General features: G+C 49.7%; 20 protein-coding genes and 1 pseudogene. 17 read left to right on the plus strand and 4 right to left on the minus strand.

The window, feature by feature from the left end:
* The first annotated feature begins 2 nt into the window (after nt 1-2).
* Both MHB78_RS05520 and MHB78_RS05525 read left to right on the plus strand, forming a co-directional pair.
* Complete coding sequence (locus tag MHB78_RS05520) at nt 3-1,256, plus strand: alanine--glyoxylate aminotransferase family protein (protein WP_046131654.1); 1,254 nt, start codon at nt 3-5, stop codon at nt 1,254-1,256.
* Nucleotides 1,253-2,616, plus strand: a pseudogene (locus MHB78_RS05525) (allantoinase). The gene MHB78_RS05520 and the pseudogene MHB78_RS05525 overlap by 4 nt, the downstream one beginning before the upstream one ends.
* A 43-nt stretch (nt 2,617-2,659) precedes the next feature.
* Here MHB78_RS05525 and MHB78_RS05530 read toward each other — a convergent pair.
* Nucleotides 2,660-3,247 (minus strand): TetR/AcrR family transcriptional regulator, encoded by a 588-nt coding sequence (locus MHB78_RS05530; protein ID WP_046131653.1) that lies wholly within the window; start codon nt 3,245-3,247, stop codon nt 2,660-2,662.
* Nucleotides 3,248-3,337: 90 nt separating this feature from the next.
* Here MHB78_RS05530 and MHB78_RS05535 point away from each other — a divergent pair, with 90 nt between their 5' ends.
* The 6 genes from MHB78_RS05535 (at nt 3,338) to yunB (ending at nt 8,292) form a co-directional block, all read left to right on the plus strand.
* The gene (locus tag MHB78_RS05535) at nt 3,338-3,871 is read left to right on the plus strand and encodes a hypothetical protein (RefSeq protein ID WP_046131652.1); all 534 of its coding nucleotides are present in this window, start codon (nt 3,338-3,340) and stop codon (nt 3,869-3,871) included.
* Between the two features lie 123 nt (nt 3,872-3,994).
* Complete coding sequence (locus tag MHB78_RS05540; RefSeq protein WP_046131651.1) at nt 3,995-4,846, plus strand: DUF72 domain-containing protein; 852 nt, start codon at nt 3,995-3,997, stop codon at nt 4,844-4,846.
* 18 nt (nt 4,847-4,864) lie between these two features.
* Nucleotides 4,865-5,683: a sulfite exporter TauE/SafE family protein gene (locus MHB78_RS05545; RefSeq protein ID WP_046131650.1), complete on the plus strand. Its 819-nt coding sequence runs from the start codon at nt 4,865-4,867 to the stop codon at nt 5,681-5,683.
* Between the two features lie 24 nt (nt 5,684-5,707).
* A complete protein-coding gene (locus tag MHB78_RS05550) occupies nt 5,708-7,078 on the plus strand; it encodes a bifunctional UDP-sugar hydrolase/5'-nucleotidase (protein WP_046131649.1) in 1,371 nt (456 codons plus the stop codon).
* Nucleotides 7,079-7,154: 76 nt separating this feature from the next.
* The gene (locus tag MHB78_RS05555) at nt 7,155-7,460 is read left to right on the plus strand and encodes a DUF1805 domain-containing protein (protein ID WP_046131663.1); all 306 of its coding nucleotides are present in this window, start codon (nt 7,155-7,157) and stop codon (nt 7,458-7,460) included.
* Nucleotides 7,461-7,530: 70 nt separating this feature from the next.
* Nucleotides 7,531-8,292: a sporulation protein YunB gene (yunB, locus tag MHB78_RS05560; protein ID WP_046131648.1), complete on the plus strand. Its 762-nt coding sequence runs from the start codon at nt 7,531-7,533 to the stop codon at nt 8,290-8,292.
* 27 nt (nt 8,293-8,319) lie between these two features.
* Here the strand turns inward: yunB and MHB78_RS05565 are convergent, their stop codons facing one another.
* Nucleotides 8,320-9,303 (minus strand): M23 family metallopeptidase, encoded by a 984-nt coding sequence (locus MHB78_RS05565; RefSeq protein ID WP_046131647.1) that lies wholly within the window; start codon nt 9,301-9,303, stop codon nt 8,320-8,322.
* A gap of 256 nt (nt 9,304-9,559) precedes the next feature.
* Here MHB78_RS05565 and lipA point away from each other — a divergent pair, with 256 nt between their 5' ends.
* Entirely contained in the window at nt 9,560-10,456 is an 897-nt protein-coding gene (gene lipA / locus MHB78_RS05570; protein ID WP_046131646.1) for a lipoyl synthase, read from the plus strand.
* Nucleotides 10,457-10,507: 51 nt separating this feature from the next.
* Here lipA and MHB78_RS05575 read toward each other — a convergent pair whose 3' ends face one another.
* Nucleotides 10,508-11,107: a YhcN/YlaJ family sporulation lipoprotein gene (locus MHB78_RS05575; RefSeq protein WP_046131645.1), complete on the minus strand. Its 600-nt coding sequence runs from the start codon at nt 11,105-11,107 to the stop codon at nt 10,508-10,510.
* Between the two features lie 103 nt (nt 11,108-11,210).
* Here MHB78_RS05575 and MHB78_RS05580 point away from each other — a divergent pair, with 103 nt between their 5' ends.
* The 3 genes from MHB78_RS05580 to MHB78_RS05590 are packed head-to-tail and all read left to right on the plus strand — an operon-like array spanning nt 11,211 to nt 12,740.
* Complete coding sequence (locus MHB78_RS05580) at nt 11,211-11,486, plus strand: YutD family protein (protein WP_003184977.1); 276 nt, start codon at nt 11,211-11,213, stop codon at nt 11,484-11,486.
* A 24-nt stretch (nt 11,487-11,510) separates the two neighbouring features.
* Nucleotides 11,511-11,951: a DUF86 domain-containing protein gene (locus MHB78_RS05585; protein ID WP_046131644.1), complete on the plus strand. Its 441-nt coding sequence runs from the start codon at nt 11,511-11,513 to the stop codon at nt 11,949-11,951.
* An 18-nt stretch (nt 11,952-11,969) separates the two neighbouring features.
* Entirely contained in the window at nt 11,970-12,740 is a 771-nt protein-coding gene (locus MHB78_RS05590; RefSeq protein WP_046131643.1) for a TIGR01457 family HAD-type hydrolase, read from the plus strand.
* Between the two features lie 52 nt (nt 12,741-12,792).
* Here MHB78_RS05590 and MHB78_RS05595 read toward each other — a convergent pair whose 3' ends face one another.
* Nucleotides 12,793-13,293, minus strand: a complete 501-nt coding sequence (locus MHB78_RS05595; protein WP_046131642.1) for a phosphatidylglycerophosphatase A — start codon at nt 13,291-13,293, stop codon at nt 12,793-12,795.
* 135 nt (nt 13,294-13,428) lie between these two features.
* On the opposite strand from MHB78_RS05595, the gene yutH reads away from it, so the two are divergent.
* The 5 genes from yutH to thrB all read left to right on the plus strand — a co-directional run bounded on the left by yutH (nt 13,429) and on the right by thrB (nt 19,014).
* Nucleotides 13,429-14,436, plus strand: coding sequence for a spore coat putative kinase YutH (yutH, locus tag MHB78_RS05600; RefSeq protein ID WP_046131641.1), 1,008 nt, complete (start codon nt 13,429-13,431; stop codon nt 14,434-14,436).
* A 97-nt stretch (nt 14,437-14,533) separates the two neighbouring features.
* Complete coding sequence (locus MHB78_RS05605; protein ID WP_046131640.1) at nt 14,534-15,496, plus strand: D-glycerate dehydrogenase; 963 nt, start codon at nt 14,534-14,536, stop codon at nt 15,494-15,496.
* A gap of 229 nt (nt 15,497-15,725) precedes the next feature.
* Nucleotides 15,726-17,027: a homoserine dehydrogenase gene (locus MHB78_RS05610; RefSeq protein WP_046131639.1), complete on the plus strand. Its 1,302-nt coding sequence runs from the start codon at nt 15,726-15,728 to the stop codon at nt 17,025-17,027.
* Nucleotides 17,027-18,085, plus strand: a complete 1,059-nt coding sequence (thrC, locus tag MHB78_RS05615) for a threonine synthase (protein WP_046131662.1) — start codon at nt 17,027-17,029, stop codon at nt 18,083-18,085. Before MHB78_RS05610 ends, thrC begins: the two co-directional genes overlap by 1 nt.
* Nucleotides 18,082-19,014, plus strand: a complete 933-nt coding sequence (gene thrB / locus MHB78_RS05620) for a homoserine kinase (RefSeq protein ID WP_046131638.1) — start codon at nt 18,082-18,084, stop codon at nt 19,012-19,014. Before thrC ends, thrB begins: the two co-directional genes overlap by 4 nt.
* The last annotated feature ends 59 nt before the right edge of the window (nt 19,015-19,073 follow it).

Below are 19,073 nucleotides of genomic sequence, written 5' to 3' on the forward strand. Positions count from 1 at the left end.
TGATGACAATCGGAGAAATCAATATTCCCAAACGGACGATTATGACGCCGGGACCGGTCGAAGCCGACCCAAGAGTGCTGCGGGCCCTTTCAAACCCTGTGCTCGGCCAGTTTGACCCGGCATTCACGAATATGATGAACGAGGTCATGGAACTGCTGCGGCAGATTTTCCGGACGAAAAACAAGTGGGCGTTTCCGGTCGACGGGACGTCGAGAGCGGGGCTTGAAGCGGTCCTCATAAGCATCATCAGACCCGGCGATAAGGTGCTCGTTCCGATATTCGGAAGGTTCGGCCATCTGCTTGTCGAGATATGTGAACGCTGCCGCGCCGACGTACATACGATGGAATGCCCTTGGGGAGAGGTGTTTGATCCTGAGGACGTCATTCGGGAAATTAAACGCGTCAAGCCGGAAATCGTGGCAATCGTACACGGCGAGACATCGACGGGATGCATGCAGCCGCTTGAGAAAATCGGCAGGTTCTGCCGTGAGCTCGGCGTGCTGTGCGTGGTCGATGCGGTCGCAACGATCGGCGGGACGGACGTGAATACGGACGAGTGGTGTTTGGACGCCGTCATCGGCGGAACGCAAAAGTGTTTATCCGTTCCGTCCGGCATGGCGCCGATTACGTTTAACAGCCGGATCGAAGCGCGGATCAACGAAAGGAAAAAAGTCGAACGCGGCATTGCTACAGAAGAAGACATGAAGCGGGAAAGGGACCATCTGCCGATATACAGCAACTATTTTGACATCAGCCAGCTGATGGATTACTGGAGTCCGCGGCGACTGAATCACCATACGGAAGCGACATCCATGCTGTACGGCTTGCGGGAAGGCGCGCGCGCCGTTCTCGAAGAAGGGCTGTCCGAGCGCTTTGAAAGGCACCGGCTTCACGAAGCGGCCTTAACAGAGGGAATCAGGGCGATGGGGCTCGAATTGTTTGCGGAAGGAGAGAAAAAGCTTCCTACGGTCACCTGTGTCAAGGTGCCTGAACGGGTCGATGCAGAAGAGGTGCGCAACATGATGCTTAAGGAATTCGGCGTTGAAATTGCAAGCTCATTCGGCCCCCTCTGCGGAAGAATCTGGAGAATCGGAACGATGGGCTACAGCTGCCGCAAAGAAAATATTCTATTTGCGTTAGCGGCGCTTGAAGCGGTCCTTATTCGTGTCGGAGCCCCTGTTCAGCCGGGCCGCGCTCTTCAGGCCGCGCTCTCCTTTTATCATGGAAAAACGGCTGTGAATCGAGGGGTTTCATGAACGTGTACGATCTCGTGTTGAAAGGCGCTTATGCCGTACTGCCGGAGGGAGCGGAAAAAGCCGATATCGGCGTAAAAGACGGGGTGATCACCGCGATCGGCGAACTGGACGAAAAAGCTGCCGGAACGGTATGGCGGGCTGACGGTCGGTACGTCTTTCCCGGAGCCGTCGATTGCCACGTCCATTTCAGCGAGCCGGGCCGTCCCGATTGGGAGGGAATTCATACGGATCACGGATGCTGGCTGCGGGAGGGTGCACGACCTATTTTGACATGCCGTTAAACGGCATCCCTTCAACCGTCACCGTTCAGGCGCTCGAGGAGAAAGCGGCGATCGCCGAAGAAAAATCGCTCGTCGACTTTGCCCTTTGGGGCGGACTCGTCCCCGGAAAAATCCATCACCTTAAAGGTATGGCTGATGCCGGGGTCATCGGTTTTAAGGCGTTTCTTTTCGAAGCGGGAAATGAAGAATTTCAAGCCGCAGACGATTTGACCCTTTTGGAGGGCATGAAGGAAATTGCCGCCTGCAACAAAATATTGGCGCTTCACGCCGAAAGCGATCCAATGATCAAATTTCTGCAGCAGGAAGCCGAACAATCGGGGAGGACGGATGCTGATGCGTATGCGGCATCGCGGCCGCCGGAGGCTGAAGCTGAAGCCGTTTTCCGTGCCCTCCGGTTTGCCGCTGTCACGGGCTGTTCTCTTCACTTTGTCCATATGACGACGAAAGAAGCACTCGATTTGATCTTTGAGGCGAAACGAGATGGAATCGACGTTTCCGCTGAAACCTGTCCACATTATCTTCTGTTTGACCATGGGGCGCTGCTGGAAAAGGGCGCGGAAGCGAAATGCGCTCCGCCGCTTCGGTCAAAAGCGGGAAAATCCGCGCTTATCGAGGCGCTCGTCGAAGGCAAAATCGACATAATATCATCAGACCATTCTCCATGTCCTCCCGAATTAAAAGGAGGCGGCAATCTGTTCCGCTCGTGGGGCGGAATCAGCGGCGGCCAGTTTACGCTTTTGGCGATGATCGAGATCGCTTTGACATACAAGCTTCCATTTGAGAAGGTGGCTGACTGGACGGCGCGGACGCCCGCACTCCGTTTCGGCCTGGGCGGGAAAAAAGGCGAGATCAAAATCGGCTGTGACGCCGATTTTGCCGTCATCGACCTGAATGATTCGTACACCGTAACAAAGGACAGCATGTTTATGAGGCATAAGCAAAGCCTTTACGAAGGACACGTTTTCCCCTGCCGCACAGCGGCGGCATTCAACAGAGGGCGGCTCGTTTATGACGGAAGCGGGCCGCTCCGTCACAACGGGGGGGAATGGCTGAAAACGGTACAATATTCCAATGTTTGAAACGAATGAAACCAGCCTGACTGCACCGTCAGGCTGGTTTTTGTCACATGGCCAAGGACTTTAAATGGCTTGTCAGCACGGAATCGATCACTTCTTGCGACACTTGTCCGGGCTCCAGGAGCGAGTGGAGCGCAAGTCCGTCGATAAGGGCGTACAGCCGCTCCGTTTCCATCGGCACATCAATATCCGGATTCCCGGCGGATTGCGTCAGCGCTTCAACAGCCTTTTGGCAGGCTGAATAAATTCCAGCGTTCATCTCCTTTCGTAACGGCTGGAGCTCCGGATCGCTGAGCGATTTCGCCGTAAATGACAGCCATGCCTCCATTTCCAGCTTTCTTTCTTCATCTACGGGCAAAAACTGAAGAAGAAGCTGTTTCACATCGTCGGCAGGCGTTCCCGTCCATGTCATCCGTTCGATGCGCGCCTTCACCCTGTTTGTGACCAGCTGCATAGAATAGATGAACAGCTGGGACTGATTCGGGAAGTAATGGCGCATCGCCCCTGCGGAAAGCCCCGCCTCCTCCGCGATTTTTCTGACGGTGCAATGGTCAAGTCCCTCTCTGTGGATCACCTTCCAGACGACCTCGGCAATTTTTTCTTTTTGTTTTTCGTGATCAACGATTTTTGGCATATATTCATTATAACACAGTTGTATTATTTCATACATTTGTGTTATTATTTTTTTAGCACAAACGTATTAAAAAAGGAGCGGGAAACATAGATGATTGGATTGCTGATTATTGCTTGTGAAATCGGATTTTGGGTGTTTATTCTGTTAGGTCTGTTTTTTCGATATATTGCCGGGATGAAAAAAATCGGCTTGTTGTTTCTAGCCGCAACGCCTGTACTAGATTTGCTGCTGCTTATAGCGACGGCCGTCGATTTGCACAATGGGGCAAAAGCGGATACTCTGCACGGGCTGGCCGCCGTCTACATCGGGGTCAGCGTCGCATTCGGCAGCCGGATGATCAAATGGGCGGATGTCCGGTTCGCCTATCGCTTTGCCGGAGGTCCGAAGCCTGACAAAGGGCCGCGGTACGGAAAGGAACACGCCAAAAAAGAGCGGGCAGGCTGGCTTCGCCATTTTGCCGCCTGGGCGATCGGAGCGGCGCTTTTGGCGGGATTGCACGTGTTCATCGGCGATTTTGACAGAACCGAAGCTTTAATGCGCACTGCTGCTTTATGGTCCGTCATTCTCGCCATCGATTTTCTCTATAGCTTCAGCTTTACCTTTTTTCCGAAGAAAACGCCTTAAGGAGCCGGGGTGCCGGCTTCTTTTTTATGATAAAGATTCGGGAGAAGGAAATGCTAACATGCAGGCCGAAATAAAGGATTCTCGAAAAAACCTGTGATAAACTAAAAAGAGAGGTGAACGAGATTGATTTATATCGGATTAACCGGATGGGGGGATCATGACAGCCTGTATCCGCCCAAGACAAACAGCCAAAAAAAGCTGCTGCACTATTCGTCCCATTTTCCGATCGTCGAGCTTGATGCAAGCTTTTACGCAATCCAGCCCGAAAAAAACAACGAAAAATGGGTAAAAGAAACGCCGGAGTCCTTTCAATTTGTCATAAAAGCCTATCAGGGAATGACCGGCCATCAGCGCGGCGACATTCCTTTTGATTCAAAGGATGAGATGTTTGACGCCTTTAAACTGTCGCTCGCCCCTTACATAAAAGCCGGGAAGCTGGCGATGGTTCTTTTCCAGTTTCCGCCCTGGTTTGACTGCAGAAAAGAAAACGTCAATTACTTAAGGTGGTGCAGGGAGAAAATGGGGGACGTGCCGTGTGCCCTTGAATTCAGGCACAGGTCATGGTTCATGCCCCAATTCCGCGATAAGACGCTTTCCTTTATGACAGAACAAGGCTGGATACACAGCATTTGCGATGAACCGCAGATCGGGGAAGGGAGCGTTCCGACCGTTCTTCATGCGACAGACAGCGAAAAGACGCTCGTCCGTTTTCACGGCCGCAATAAGGAGGGCTGGGCCCGGCCGTCTTCGGGGCAAAACTGGCGGGAAGTCAGATATTTGTATTTATATAATGAACAGGAATTGAAAGATTGGACGAAAAACCTGGAACTTTTAAAGCGGCAGTCGAAAGATCTTTACGTGCTGTTCAACAACAATTCAGGCGGCGATGCGGCCGCGAACGGAAAACAAATGATGGAGCTGCTCGGCCTTGAATATCAAGGGCTTACGCCAAGGCAGCTCGATTTATTCAGCTAAAGAAAGAAGGACTTATTCATGGAATATTTTATACTGATCATACTCGGTTTGATCGCGGGAACCATCGGCAGTCTCGTCGGCCTTGGAGGCGGGATTGTCATCGTTCCTTCTTTGCTTTTTTTGTCAGGCTTTACGGGGTTATTTCACCACGTTACGCCCCAAATGGCGGTGGGCACTTCGCTTTTTGTCATCATCTTTACGGGCCTGTCTTCGACGATCGCTTATATGAAATACAAAACCGTCGATTATAAGAGCGGGCTTCTTTTTTTTATCGGATCTGGACCGGGAAGCCTTATCGGCGCCCATGTGTCAAAATATTTCAGCACGGATTCGTTTTCCCTCTGGTTTGGAATATTTATGATTTTGATATCTTTGTCGCTCATGATCAAGAAAAAAGCGAAGCCGTTGGACAAGAAGCACGCCGGCATCATCAGAACGTTTAAAGATGACGAGGGGAACGATTACACGTATTCCTACCAGCCTTGGGCAGGAATCGCAATCGCGTGTTTCGTCGGTTTCCTCGGCGGTTTATTCGGAATCGGCGGAGGCTCTTTAATGGTGCCGGCGATGATGCTCCTGTTTTTAATTCCGACGCGGGTCGCAGTCGCCACATCGATGTTTATCATTTTCCTTTCTTCGATTGCGGGATCTGCCGGCCACGTTATAAGCGGCCATGTCAACTGGCTTTATGCTTTGGCGCTCATTCCGGGCGCCTGGTTCGGAGGGCAGCTCGGCGCCTTTATCAATAGAAAGATGCAATCGAAAACGATCGTTTTCATCATGAGGCTCGTTCTGATTCTGGTCGGACTCAGACTTATCTATCAAGGCGCATTTTAGTCTATACGTTAGGGAGAGATTTGCATGCGGGAAAAGCTCCATATCTATCATACAAATGATCTGCACAGCCATTTTGAAAACTGGCCGGCCATCGTTGATTACATCGGGAAACAAAGGCAAAAACACACAGCGGAAGACGAGGAAGTGCTTCTGTTTGATATCGGCGACCATGTCGACAGATTTCACCCGATATCTGAAGCAACTTTCGGAAAAGCGAATGTGGAGCTTTTGAATCGTCTGCGATATGACGCGGTCACGATCGGCAACAATGAAGGAATCACGCTCCCGCACGAGGAGCTTGATGCGCTTTATCGTCATGCGGAGTTTCCGGTCATCGTTTCCAACCTGTTTGATACAAGCGGAAACAGGCCGTCATGGGCAGAGCCGTATTGGATCAAAACGCTAAAGAGCGGAATCACCATCGCCGTACTCGGCGTGACGGTCCCGTATTATCCGATCTATGCACAGCTCGATTGGAAAGTAACCGACGCCTTTGAAAGCATCGCCCGGGTACTGAAAGAGGTCAAAGGAAAAGCCGACATCACGATTCTTCTTTCTCATTTGGGCATCCTGGACGATCAAAAGGCAGCGGAGAGGTTTCCCGAAATCGATCTGATCCTCGGTTCCCACACACACCATTTGCTGGAGGACGGCATGATGAAAAACGGCGTTTTGCTCGCTTGCGCCGAAAAGTATGGAAACTATGCCGGCCATGTCGAACTGACGGTTGATCTTGACAGGAGGACCGTTTTCGAAAAAAAAGCGAGTGTACAGAAGACTTCAGATTGGAATGGAGAATCGGAGGAAACGTCTGCTTTCCTCATGGGAAAAATGGAGCAAGCCCGGACTGTGCTTCGGGAGGAAGTGGCTCAATTGGATCATCCGATTACAGCCGAATGGTTTCAAGCTTCAGCTCTGCCCCAAATGCTTGCCGATGCGCTTAAGGAATGGTGTAATGCCGAAATCGGCATGGTCAATGCCGGAATTTTGCTCGGCTCCCTTTCAGCCGGACCTGTGACTAGAGGCGACATCCACCGTATTTGTCCGCATCCGATCAACCCGGTCAAAGTGAAGCTGACGGGAACCGAATTGAAGGAAACCGTACTCCAGGCTTCCGCAGAGGAAATGGAGCAGCTTCATATCAAAGGCCTCGGCTTCCGTGGAAAGGTGATGGGAAAAATGATGTACTCCGGTCTTGATGCAGAAAAGCTCGCGGTCGCCGGAGCCGAAATCGAGCCGGGCCGCACGTATACGCTCGCAACCATTGACATGTTTACGCTCGGGACCCTTTTCCCTGCGATTCGCGATGCCTGTGACATCGAGTATTTCATGCCGGAATTCCTGCGGGACCTCCTGGCCTGGAAGCTGGATAAGGCATGCCGAGGCGATCGTTGAAAAAGCTTCTTCGGGTAAAACGGAACAAGTCCCCCGCTTTCGCCATACACTAATGGTAAAGGGGGGGGGGTTGAAAGTGGTGAATGTAACTCCGGTGATAATCGAAGACCGGCCGTTTATCGCTGTAACCGTCAAACTGCCGAAAACGAACTTTATGGCGGTAACGACCGATCATGGATATATTATGTGCGGGGCGCTTGATGTCGCCCTGCTGAATGATAAATTAAAGGAACGGAAAATCGTCGCCGCAAGAGCAGTCGGCGTCCGCACGATCGATGAGCTTCTCAGCGCCCCGCTCGAATCGGTTACAGACGCGGCAAAAGAGCTCGGGATACACGCCGGCATGAGCGGCAAAGAGGCGCTTTTAAAAATGGCGGAATAAAAGTTGTCTGTTTGAAGCGTATATCCCCTCTTACAAGCATACACATTGTGATGTAAGGGGGGATTTTGCATTGCGGAGATTTCGCGGCCCTCTTTCTAAAAGAGGACCTTTGCCTTTTCGGTATGTCATGCTCCTTTCTTTTGTGATATTTATATTTTCAACAACGGTCAGCTTATTGATCATCAACTCCTCGATCAAGCCGACGCTGTTGAACATTGCGGAAATGGAAACGAACAGAATTGCGATGCACGCCATCCAGGAAGCGGTCGAAAGCTATATTAGCAAAGATAAAAATGTACAGAACATGATCGAGATGAAAACAAGCGAAAACGGAAAAGTAACGACGGTCGATTTTAACTCCCACGTTGTTAAGGATATGCAAAGCAAAATTACAAAAGCGCTTCATCACAATCTTCAGGAAACCGAAACAGAAGAGTTTAATTCTTCAGCAAAAACGAAGAAAGGGCGGGATGACGGCGTCATTTATCAAATTCCCCTCGGCCAGACCACCGGCAACTCGCTGCTCGGAAACCTCGGTCCAAAAATTCCCGTGCGCCTCAACATCGTCGGAGACGTCTTTACAGACGTGAAAGAGAGCGTCAAGCCTTACGGGATTAACAACGCCTTAATTAACATCGGCGTGCTTGTCGAAGTAAAGGTGAGGGTCGTCATTCCGTTTGCGACAAAGACGGCGGTTGTCAAAAATACGATACCGGCGACGATTCAGGCGATACACGGAGATGTGCCCGATTTCTACAGCGGCAGCGGAAGCCAGACGTCCCCGTCGATCCAAATTCCTTCCAAAGGCGAAAAAGCCGATGAAAAAGAGTAAAAACATCCCGGGGAAAACGGGATGTTTTTATTTTTTCCTCTGCCTGAGCTCTTTTCGCTCCCATGCTTTTAAATAAGGATACGGATCAAATGACCACTCGCTTCTGCCGTTGTCCTTGTACATGCCGTAGTGGAGATGGGGCGGAAACTTTCCCGATGTGCCCGGCGGCCCGTATCCGGTGTTTCCGACGGAGCCGATCACCTGGCCGGGCTCGACGATCTGCCCGACCTTTAAACCTTTGCTGAATCCGTTCAGATGGGCGAAGTAGTGATACGTATTATGGATGTCCCTGATTCCGATTCTCCAACCGCCAAAGCGGTTCCAGCCTTTCATTTCGATGATTCCGTAGCATGTCGACCGAACCGGAACTCCGTGATGGGCAAACAGGTCGGTTCCTTCGTGGATGCGCCTGCCCCCGAAGCCGCGGGCGTCTCCCCACGTGCTTCTGTAGCTGTAATCCGACCGGATGGGGAGGGGAAACGCGTGCGCGCCTAAATCAATGTGGCCGTATTTGCGAAAAAGTTTGATAAATCCCGTAATGATGCCGACCGACTGATCCCTTTCATAAAACTCCCACAGCCCGATGCGGATGTTTGCGAGATCGTTTCCATATGTCGTCAAATATTTGCCGAACGTATACAGGACATCTTCGTCATTATCAGCTTCCGCCCGGCCGTCTCCATTGCCGTCCATTCCGATTCCGTCAAATACCTTAATGCTGAGCGGAGATGTATCACTTTGGTTTGGATTTTCAGGACCGCTCCAGATGTCCTGCGGAATGTAGATCCCTGTATACCCCTTTTTTTTCGGCAGGTCTTTGCGGTTCTTGCGAATGTTGATTTCGTATTGATCAACGGCAGCGAAAACGTACCAGGGGATTTGGGTCGCAGCTTCCGCTCTATTGTAAAGCGCCATCCTTTTTTTTAGAACTGACGCTGTCTGTTCCTTTCCCAAAGCGCAAGGCTGAACGATGACTAAAAGGAGAATGAGAACGGATAATACGACTTTCACAGTATCATTGGCTCCTTTCCGTTTAATTGTGTATAGTGTGCGACAAACGGTAAAAACGATAATAAGAAAATGTTAACAATTTGATATTGCAAAAAATCAATGCCTTGTCCGCAAATCTGTCGTATGTTAAAGTGACTAAAGACAAGTTTTTAAGTTTTTTAAGCGGTTCCAAATGGCAAGGGACGAAATCCATCGCCCAAGTCCTTACATTTTCGCAGCAAAACTTGATTACTATCCACGAGTGGAGTTGATGGAATTGGCAAAGAAAGACGAACACCTCAGAAAGCCCGAATGGCTGAAAATAAAGCTTAATACGAATAAAAACTATACGGGCCTTAAGAAATTAATGAGAGAAAACAACCTGCATACGGTGTGCGAGGAGGCGAAATGTCCGAATATTCACGAATGCTGGGCGGTCAGACGGACTGCAACGTTTATGATTCTCGGATCTGTCTGTACGAGAGCCTGCCGCTTTTGTGCGGTGAAAACCGGCCTGCCGACAGAGCTTGATTTGCAAGAACCGGAACGCGTCGCAGATTCCGTCAGTCTCATGAATCTGAAGCATGCGGTCATTACAGCCGTCGCCCGGGACGATTTGAAGGACGGGGGAGCTGGCGTATTCGCAGAAACCGTGCGCGCCGTCCGGAGAAAAAATCCTTTTACGACAATTGAAGTTCTTCCTTCCGATATGGGCGGAGACTACGATAATTTAAAAATGCTGATGGATGCCCGGCCGGACATTTTGAATCACAACATTGAGACGGTCCGCAGGCTGACGCCGAGAGTCCGTGCAAGAGCTACATATGAACGATCTTTGGAATTTTTGCGCCGCGCCAAAGAAATGCAGCCCGATATCCCGACGAAATCGAGCATCATGATCGGTCTTGGCGAAACAAAAGAAGAAATCATTGAAACGATGGATGACCTGCTGGCCAACAATGTCGACATTATGGCGATCGGCCAATATTTGCAGCCGTCCAAAAAGCATTTGAAAGTACAGAAATACTACCATCCTGATGAATTTGCCGAACTGAAAGAGATCGCCATGGAAAAAGGCTTCAGCCACTGTGAAGCAGGTCCTCTTGTCCGTTCTTCCTACCATGCCGATGAACAGGTCAATGAAGCGTCCAAAAAACGGCAGGCCAATGCCTGATTGTCTCAGCTAAATTAAAAACGCCAGAATATCTGGCGTTTTTTTCGTGCGCTAGGATTCGGCGTTTTTTCCTTTTCCGTCCGTCGAAACGCTTCCTTGAGGCGATTTTTTCATTTCCTCGATCGTATCGGCCATCAGCTGATCGACGTTTCTTGAATTGGAGCCGAGCGAGCTGAAGTTGGCGATGGACTGCATCAAATTCGGATTGTCCGATATATAGATATGGTAATATCTCGGAACGACGGAGGCCGCCGTTTTTTTCACCTGATCTGCGGTTTCCTCGCGCCGCTTTGAACCTGTCCGGTAGACGACAAGCGCCTCTTCATCCGTTACAAGCGCCGAGGCATCTTGAATATTGGGAAGCTGAACCGTTAAACTAGATATAATATGGGCCATCTCTTCCCTGTTGATTTTTGGCGTCTGTGTTTTATCTTTGTTTTTAACTGGAGTCGCCTGATGGCGCGCATAACCGAACCTGCCTTTTCGATCATCGTTTCTGAAGCTTTGGTTGTACTGGCGGTTCCGATCAGCGACATGGACGGTGTTGCCGTCTTCATCATAAATATCTTTGTGATTCGGATCGTTTAAAGCCTGCTGGCATCCGGCCAGCGAGGCCAGCAGCAAAATGGTTAAAAGCATTTTTGTTTTCATCCTGCATTTCCTCCTTATCTATAGCTTTTCCAAAGAGGAAGATTTATTCTTAGCAATTGATGGCGGCTGGTGTTTGAATTATCATATAAAAGAGGTGAAAAGAATGATTGTCGTTCAGAACGCTGCATTTGAAGTCGTCAAAGATGTGAAAAACGGATTTAATGAAGAAGCGTTTAAAGCAAGATACTCCGATATTTTAAATAAATACGACTACATTGTCGGGGACTGGGGATACAGCCAGCTGAGGCTGAAAGGCTTTTTTGATGATCAAAATCAAAAGGCGACCTTTGATACAAAAATCAGCACCCTTGATGAATATATTTACGAATACTGCAATTTCGGCTGTGCGTATTTTGTGTTGAAACGCTTGCGAAAATAATCGGTCATAAAAGGGGATGCCGCTATGTATTTTGTCGATCGAAACAAAATTGAAAACACGCTGAATTTTTTTGAAGAGCAGCTCCGGCTGTTTCATAAGCAGACTGAATGGGCGTCAGACATCGAAAAAAAAGCGCTTGAAAGGATCGGTCATACGCTGATCGAAAGTATCCTGGACGTAGGAAACGATATGATTGACGGCTTCATTATGAGAGATCCGGGAAGCTATGACGACATCATGGATATACTGGCTGATGAGAAGGTCGTCAGCCAAACGGAAGGCGAAGATCTGAAACAGCTGATCGCCTGCCGGAAAGCGCTCGTTCAGGATTACTTGAATGTCAGCCACGGGGAATTGGAAAACTTGCTGAAAACGCACGCGGAAGCGCTTGAGGCATTTCCCGTCCGTATCCGCGATTATTTAAACAATGAACTCGGACCTGTATCAGCATTTAAACCGCATTAATAAACTGGAGTGTAACACATGAAAACATACAAAGGATATTTAATCGATCTAGACGGAACAATGTACAAAGGAACGGAAAAAATCGACGAAGCCTGCGAATTCGTGAAAAAGCTGAAGGAGCGGGACATTCCATACTTATTCGTGACGAACAATTCATCGCGCACGCCGAAGCAGGTGGCGGACAAGCTTGTATCTTTTGATATTCCGGCAACGGAAGAGCAGGTGTTTACGACAAGCATGGCAACGGCGAACTTCATCGCCGAGAAAAAGCCGGATGCTTCCGTATATGTGATCGGAGAAGAAGGAATCCGCCGGGCCATCGAAGAAAAAGGCCTGGCGTTCGGCGGGGAAAACGCCGACTTTGTCGTCGTCGGCATCGACCGCGGCATTACATACGAAAAGCTTGCCGTCGGCTGTCTGGCGATTCGGAACGGAGCGACGTTTATCTCGACGAACGGCGATATTGCGATTCCGACCGAAAGAGGCCTTTTGCCTGGAAACGGGTCATTGACGTCAGTGTTGACCGTGTCAACCCGCACAGAGCCGATTTTTATCGGAAAGCCTGAGCCGATCATTATGGAGCAGGCGATGAAAGTCCTCGGAACTGACATCAGCGAGACGCTGATGGTGGGCGACAACTATGACACCGATATTATGGCCGGCATGAATGCCGGAATGGATACGCTTCTTGTCCATACAGGAGTGACGAAAAAAGAACACCTTGAAGCTTACGCCAAAAAGCCGACTTACACGGTCGATTCGCTTACAGAATGGATGGACCGCATCTGAAAATGAAAAACACTTGCCCTTGTAAGAAGGCAAGTGTTTTTTTGGGGGGGCTTTATTCGGCGTCTTTCGCCCGGTGCGCGAGCCTGCTTGAGGCCGCGGCCGCAATGGCGCCGACGATGTCGTCCAAAAAGGTATGGCATTCCCCCGTTGACTTGTCGTTTAAGCGGGCGAGCACCCCGGGCTTTATTTTATCGATATAGCCGTAATTGGTATAACCGATCGAGCCGTACAAATTGATGATCGAAAAAGACAAAATTTCATCGACGCCATAAAGGCTTTCATCTGTCTCAATTAAGGATTGCAGAGGCTCCAACAGCTTTTTCTGCTCTCCCAGCATATCGAGCTGGATACCGGTAAGCACGGCGTTTTGAACCTCGCGCTTCTTCAAGACCCGGCTGACATTCGCTTCACATTCTTCTTTTGTAATGTCAGGATGGTATTTCTTTTGTAAAAGGTAGACAAGATCCGCAATCTCGGAAATCTTGACGCCCCGTTTTTCAAGCCACTCTTTTGCTGCTGATTCTATTTTGTGCATGCTGTTGTTTTCCGGCATCGTGTTCACCCAATCTTTTTTACTTAGTGTATACAAACGTCCTGCAAAACGTAACGATTTTAGAACGTTTTCACTCATAAATGGCTTCTAGATGGATTACGATGTGTAGAAGGCCATTTTTTAAAGGAGTGTTGTATGGTGAAAGATTTGATCAAAGAAAAATTCGGAATCCACATTCGCGAACTTTCGTCATATCTCTCTTATCAGACTTTTCAAACACCCAATTCCATGTTCTTGATCGCCCCAGTTTCCCATTTAAGCCAAGCCGAACTTGCGGAGCTGTATTACATGAGTCAGTATTTGCAAGAACAGCGCGACCCATACGTTTCCTCTTTTTTGTTCACAAAGGACGGGGAGATGACTTTTAGGGACGGAAAAACGGCATATGTGCTGCTTCAAGCGGCGCCCCGTTTTACGAACCGGTCTTTTCCGTTCGGTACGGAGCTCGCCGAATTTCATCAAAAGGGGAGGGGCTATCCTTATGAAGTAAAAGAAACGACAAGGATCGGCCAGTGGAAAGAATTGTGGGGGAAACGCCTCGACCAGCTCGAGCAGTTCTGGATTCAAAAATCGCAGTCACAGCCATTGCAGCCTTTTGAAAAACGGTTTATCGAATCGTTCCCTTATTATCTCGGCTTAACGGAAAACGCCATTCAATATTTGGCAGATACCGAATTAGATGACAAGCCCCAGGCTGCTGATTCCGGGACGATCTGCCAGCAGCGCCTCACCTGTGAGACATGGAAGCAGGAGCCTTTGGTCAAGGTTCCCGTAGAATGGGTGTTTGATCATGCGGCACGGGATCTTGCAGAATACGCCAGAAGCCTGTTTCAGCAAAAAGGCGATCTCAATGAGGTGATGCTATTTCTTCAGCAATATGAACAGGTCAGTCCGCTTTCTTCCTTTTCAAAGCGGCTCATGTACAGCAGGCTCCTGTTTCCGCTTCATTACTTTGAAACGGTTGAAGGCTATTATATCTCTCCTGAATCAGAGCACCACTATTATGAGAACAAGCTCGACCATCTATTGTCCCAGGTGCCGGCGTATGAACGGTTTCTGAGCGGATTTCAGGAGATGGTCAGCATAAGATCGGGAGGATTGGCTGTCATGCCTTCCGTCAATTGGCTGAAAAGGACACCTTAAGGCGGGGTGTTCTTTCTTAGTCGCATGAGGCTCTTAACTTTTGCCGCCTTTTTCGATATGCTAAAAGAAATCAGCTCTTAGAAAGGAACGTGGCACAATGGACAAACCGTTTGTATACGTGACGAGGAAATTACCCGAAGAACAGCTTTCTCCATTAAAAGAACTGGCTGATATCGAGATGTGGGAAAAAGAGGATGAGCCGTGTCCGCGGGACGTCCTGCTTGAAAAAGCAAAAACGGCCGACGGGCTTTTGACGATGCTGTCGGACCGGATCGATGCGGAGCTTTTGCAAAAAGCCCCCCGATTAAAAGCGGTCGCCAACTTGGCGGTCGGATTTGACAATATCGATGTGGAAGCAGCAAGAAAACGGGGCGTGATCTGCTGCAATACGCCGGATGTATTGACGGAGTCGACCGCCGATTTAACCTTTGCATTGTTGCTTGCGGCAGCGCGCAGAATCATTGAGGCGAGCGACTGGATCAAGCAAGGAAAATGGACGGGCTGGGGACCGCTTTTGCTGGCAGGCGCCGATGTGCATCATAAAACGATCGGCATCGTCGGCATGGGAAGCATCGGACGGGCTGTGGCAAGGCGGGCAAAAGGCTTTGGCATGAATATTTTGTACCACAACCGGAAACGAAATCCCGAAGCTGAAAAAGAACTGGGCGCTTCTTACGCACCGTTTGATGAGCTCATTGGACAAGCCGACTTTGTCGTGTGCCTGACGCCGCTGACAGAGGAGACGAAGCATCTGTTTAACCGTTCAGCTTTTCAAAAGATGAAGAAAAGCGCAATTTTCATCAATGTTTCAAGAGGACAGGTCGTCGATGAACGGGATCTGTATGATGCGCTCATTCACAACGAAATCGCCGGTGCAGGCCTTGATGTCTTTGCCGAAGAGCCGATTTCAAAGGAACATCCGCTCGTCGGTCTCCCGCAGGTGACCGCACTTCCTCATATCGGAAGCGCCAGCAGAGAAACGAGGGAAGAAATGATGAGGCTTTGTGCGGAAAATATTGCGCTCGTCCTGAGCGGCAAACCGGTGAAAACGGAGATTTAGCTCTCCTCTTCCGGCTTTTTTAGTCCGGAAGATTTTCTTACAAAAATATTTCTGAATATATAGAATCTTATTATATCAGAAACTAAAGCGTTTACAAACGCCATTTTTCAGCAATCGTCATCTTGTCAAAACAAAAATCCCCCATTATAATGTTTGTAACTCAAATGTCTGCGTTGCAATTACAAATGTCCTTTTAGAATGGACGATCGGATAGAAAGGTGGAATTTTAGTGAAGGCGATACGAGTCGGGCTTCTTGGTTTAGGAACAGTCGGGAGCGGGGTGGTGAAAATCATCCAGGATCATCAGGACAAACTGGTGCATCAGGTCGGATGCCCTGTCACCATCCAAAAAGTGCTAGTTAAAGATAAAGATAAAAAAAGAGATGTCGAGCTTCCCAAAGAGGTTTTGACGACGGAAGCCTATGATGTGATAGAAGATCCGGAAGTGGATGTCATCATCGAGGTCATCGGGGGCATCGAACAGACGAGGCGGTATTTGCTTGACGCTCTCCGCGCAAAAAAACACGTCGTGACGGCGAATAAGGATTTGATTGCCCTTTACGGGTCAGAGCTTTTAGCTGCGGCAAAGGAAAACGGCTGCGACCTTTATTTTGAGGCGAGCGTTGCCGGAGGAATCCCGATTTTACGGACGCTTGAGGACGGCCTTGCTTCAGACAGAATCACGAAAATGATGGGAATCGTCAACGGAACAACCAACTTCATCCTGACGAAGATGAACAAAGAAAAGGCCCCATACGAAGAGGTGCTGAAGGAAGCGCAGCGGCTCGGCTTCGCGGAAGCTGATCCGACCGCCGATGTGGAAGGCTTAGATGCCGCAAGGAAAATGGCGATTTTGGCAAGGCTCGGCTTTTCCATGAATGTCGACCTTGAAGACGTTAAAGTAAAGGGGATTTCCCAGGTATCTGATGAAGACATCAACTTCAGCAAACGGCTCGGCTATACGATGAAGCTGATCGGCATCGCCCAGCGCGACGGCCAAAAAGTCGAAGTCAGCGTTCAGCCGACATTGCTTCCCGATCATCATCCGCTGTCTTCGGTTCACAACGAATTCAATGCGGTCTACATATACGGGGAAGCCGTCGGAGAGACGATGTTTTACGGACCGGGGGCGGGCAGCATGCCGACTGCAACCGCCGTTGTCTCAGATTTGGTGTCCGTCATGAAAAACATGCGCCTCGGTGTAAACGGCCGCAGCTTTGTCGATCCGCAGTTTGAGAAAAAAATGAAGTCGCCTGCTGAAATTTTTGCCCAGCAATTTTTAAGAATCCATGTCAAAGACCAGGTCGGCTCATTTTCAAAAATCACCGCGATTTTTTCGGAAAGAGGGGTCAGCTTTGAAAAGATCCTGCAGCTTCCGATCAAAGACAATGACGACCTGGCTGAAATCGTCATCGTCACGCATCATACGTCTGAAGAAGATTTCTCAGACATTTTGAAAAAGCTGGACGATCTTGAAGTCGTTCATCAGGTCAAAAGTACTTATCGAGTAGAAGGGAACGGTTGGAGCTAATGTGGAAAGGACTCATTCACCAATATAAAGACTATCTTCCTGTAACAGACAAGACGCCGGGGCTGACATTGAACGAAGGAAACACGCCGCTCATTCACTTGAAAAACTTATCTGCAAAGCTCGGCATCGAGCTTTATGTGAAAACCGAAGGCGTCAACCCGACAGGTTCCTTCAAAGACCGCGGGATGGTGATGGCTGTTGCTAAAGCGAAGGAAGAGGGCAATGATACGATCATGTGCGCCTCGACGGGAAACACGTCAGCTGCCGCTGCGGCGTATGCGGCCCGCGCCAACATGAAGTGCATCGTCATCATTCCGGACGGAAAAATCGCCTTTGGAAAATTGGCTCAAGCCGTCATGTACGGGGCTGAAATCATCGCAATCGACGGTAACTTTGACGATGCCTTGAAAATGGTCCGCAGCATTTGTGAAAAAGAGCCGATTGCATTGGTGAACTCCGTAAACCCTTACCGGATCGAAGGGCAAAAAACGGCTTCGTTCGAAATCTGCGAGCAGCTTGGCACCGCCCCTGATATCCTTGCGATTCCGGTGGGGAATGCGGGAAATATTACGGCATACTGGAAAGGTTTTAAAGAATACCATGAAAAACACGGCACAGGTCTGCCCGTCATGCGCGGCTTTCAGGCGGAAGGCGCTGCTCCGATCGTAAAAAACAGGGTGATAGAAAATCCGGAAACCGTTGCGACGGCGATTCGAATCGGAAATCCGGCAAGCTGGGACAAGGCGGTCAATGCGGCAAACGAATCAAACGGAAAAATCGATGAAGTATCAGATGAGGAAATCCTCTCCGCTTACCGGCTGTTGGCGAGGGAAGAGGGCGTATTCGCCGAGCCGGGCTCCTGCGCGTCAGTCGCCGGCGTGCTGAAGCAGCTGAGAACGAAAGAAATTCAGCAGGGGGCAAAAGTCGTTGCCGTCTTAACCGGAAACGGCCTGAAAGATCCAAATACAGCCATCGATGTCTCAAACATCAAACCGGTCACACTGCCGACAGATGAGGAAAAAATTCTTGAGCACTTAAAAGGAGCCGCACGTGTATGACAGAGGCTGACATGCTGATTTCCATTACGGTTCCGGCAAGTACTGCCAATCTGGGTCCGGGTTTTGATTCAGTCGGAATGGCGCTATCACGCTATTTAAAGCTGTCTGTTTTTCCTTGTGACGAGTGGCGGTTTGAAGCTGAAACAGACATCGTGGCAGGTATACCCGCCGGAACGGAAAATTTGATTTATCAAGTAGCCAAGCGGACTGCCGCCCATTTTGGAAAAGAGCTTTCGCCGTGCCTTGTCAAAGTGTGGAGCGACATCCCGCTTGCCCGCGGGCTCGGCAGCAGTGCGGCTGCGATTGCCGCTGCCGTGGAGCTTGCAAACGAACTGGCTGACTTAAAGCTGTCTGTACGCGATAAACTGCATTTTGCAAGCCTTGAAGAAGGACATCCCGACAATGCCGGGGCTTCGCTTTCAGGAGGCCTTGTCATCGGACTTCACGAGAAGGACGAGACACAGCTTGTCTCGATCAAGGACGTAGACATCGATGTCGTCGTTGTCATTCCTTTTTACGAAGTTCTGACAAAAGATGCGCGGGACGTTCTTCCGGAAAGCCTCACATTTTCAAAAGCGGTCGAGGCAAGTGCAGTCAGCAATCTGCTTGTGGCCGGGCTCATGTCAAAGGACTGGCACCTCGTCGGACACATGATGAAAAAAGACCTTTTTCATCAGCCGTACAGGAGGGCGCTCGTTCCCGAACTTGCCAAGGTCGAGCATGAAGCCGGGTTGTGCGGCGCATATGGAACGGCTTTGAGCGGCGCGGGACCGACGATTCTCTCCTTTATTGAAAAAGGAAAAGGAGAAGAACTGAAAGCCAGGCTCGCGTCAAAGTTTCCGCATTGTGAAGTCGACTGCCTCCATGTGCCGGACACAGGAGCAGCCGTCGAAAGAAAACCGGTGAAAAGCGCATCCCCAGCCGACTAAAAAGAGCTTTTACAGGCTCTTTTTTAGTTTGCCGGGAAAACAAGGATTTTTATTTAGGA

The organism is Bacillus sp. FSL K6-0138, from assembly GCF_037982765.1.
GTDB lineage: Bacteria > Bacillota > Bacilli > Bacillales > Bacillaceae > Bacillus > Bacillus glycinifermentans.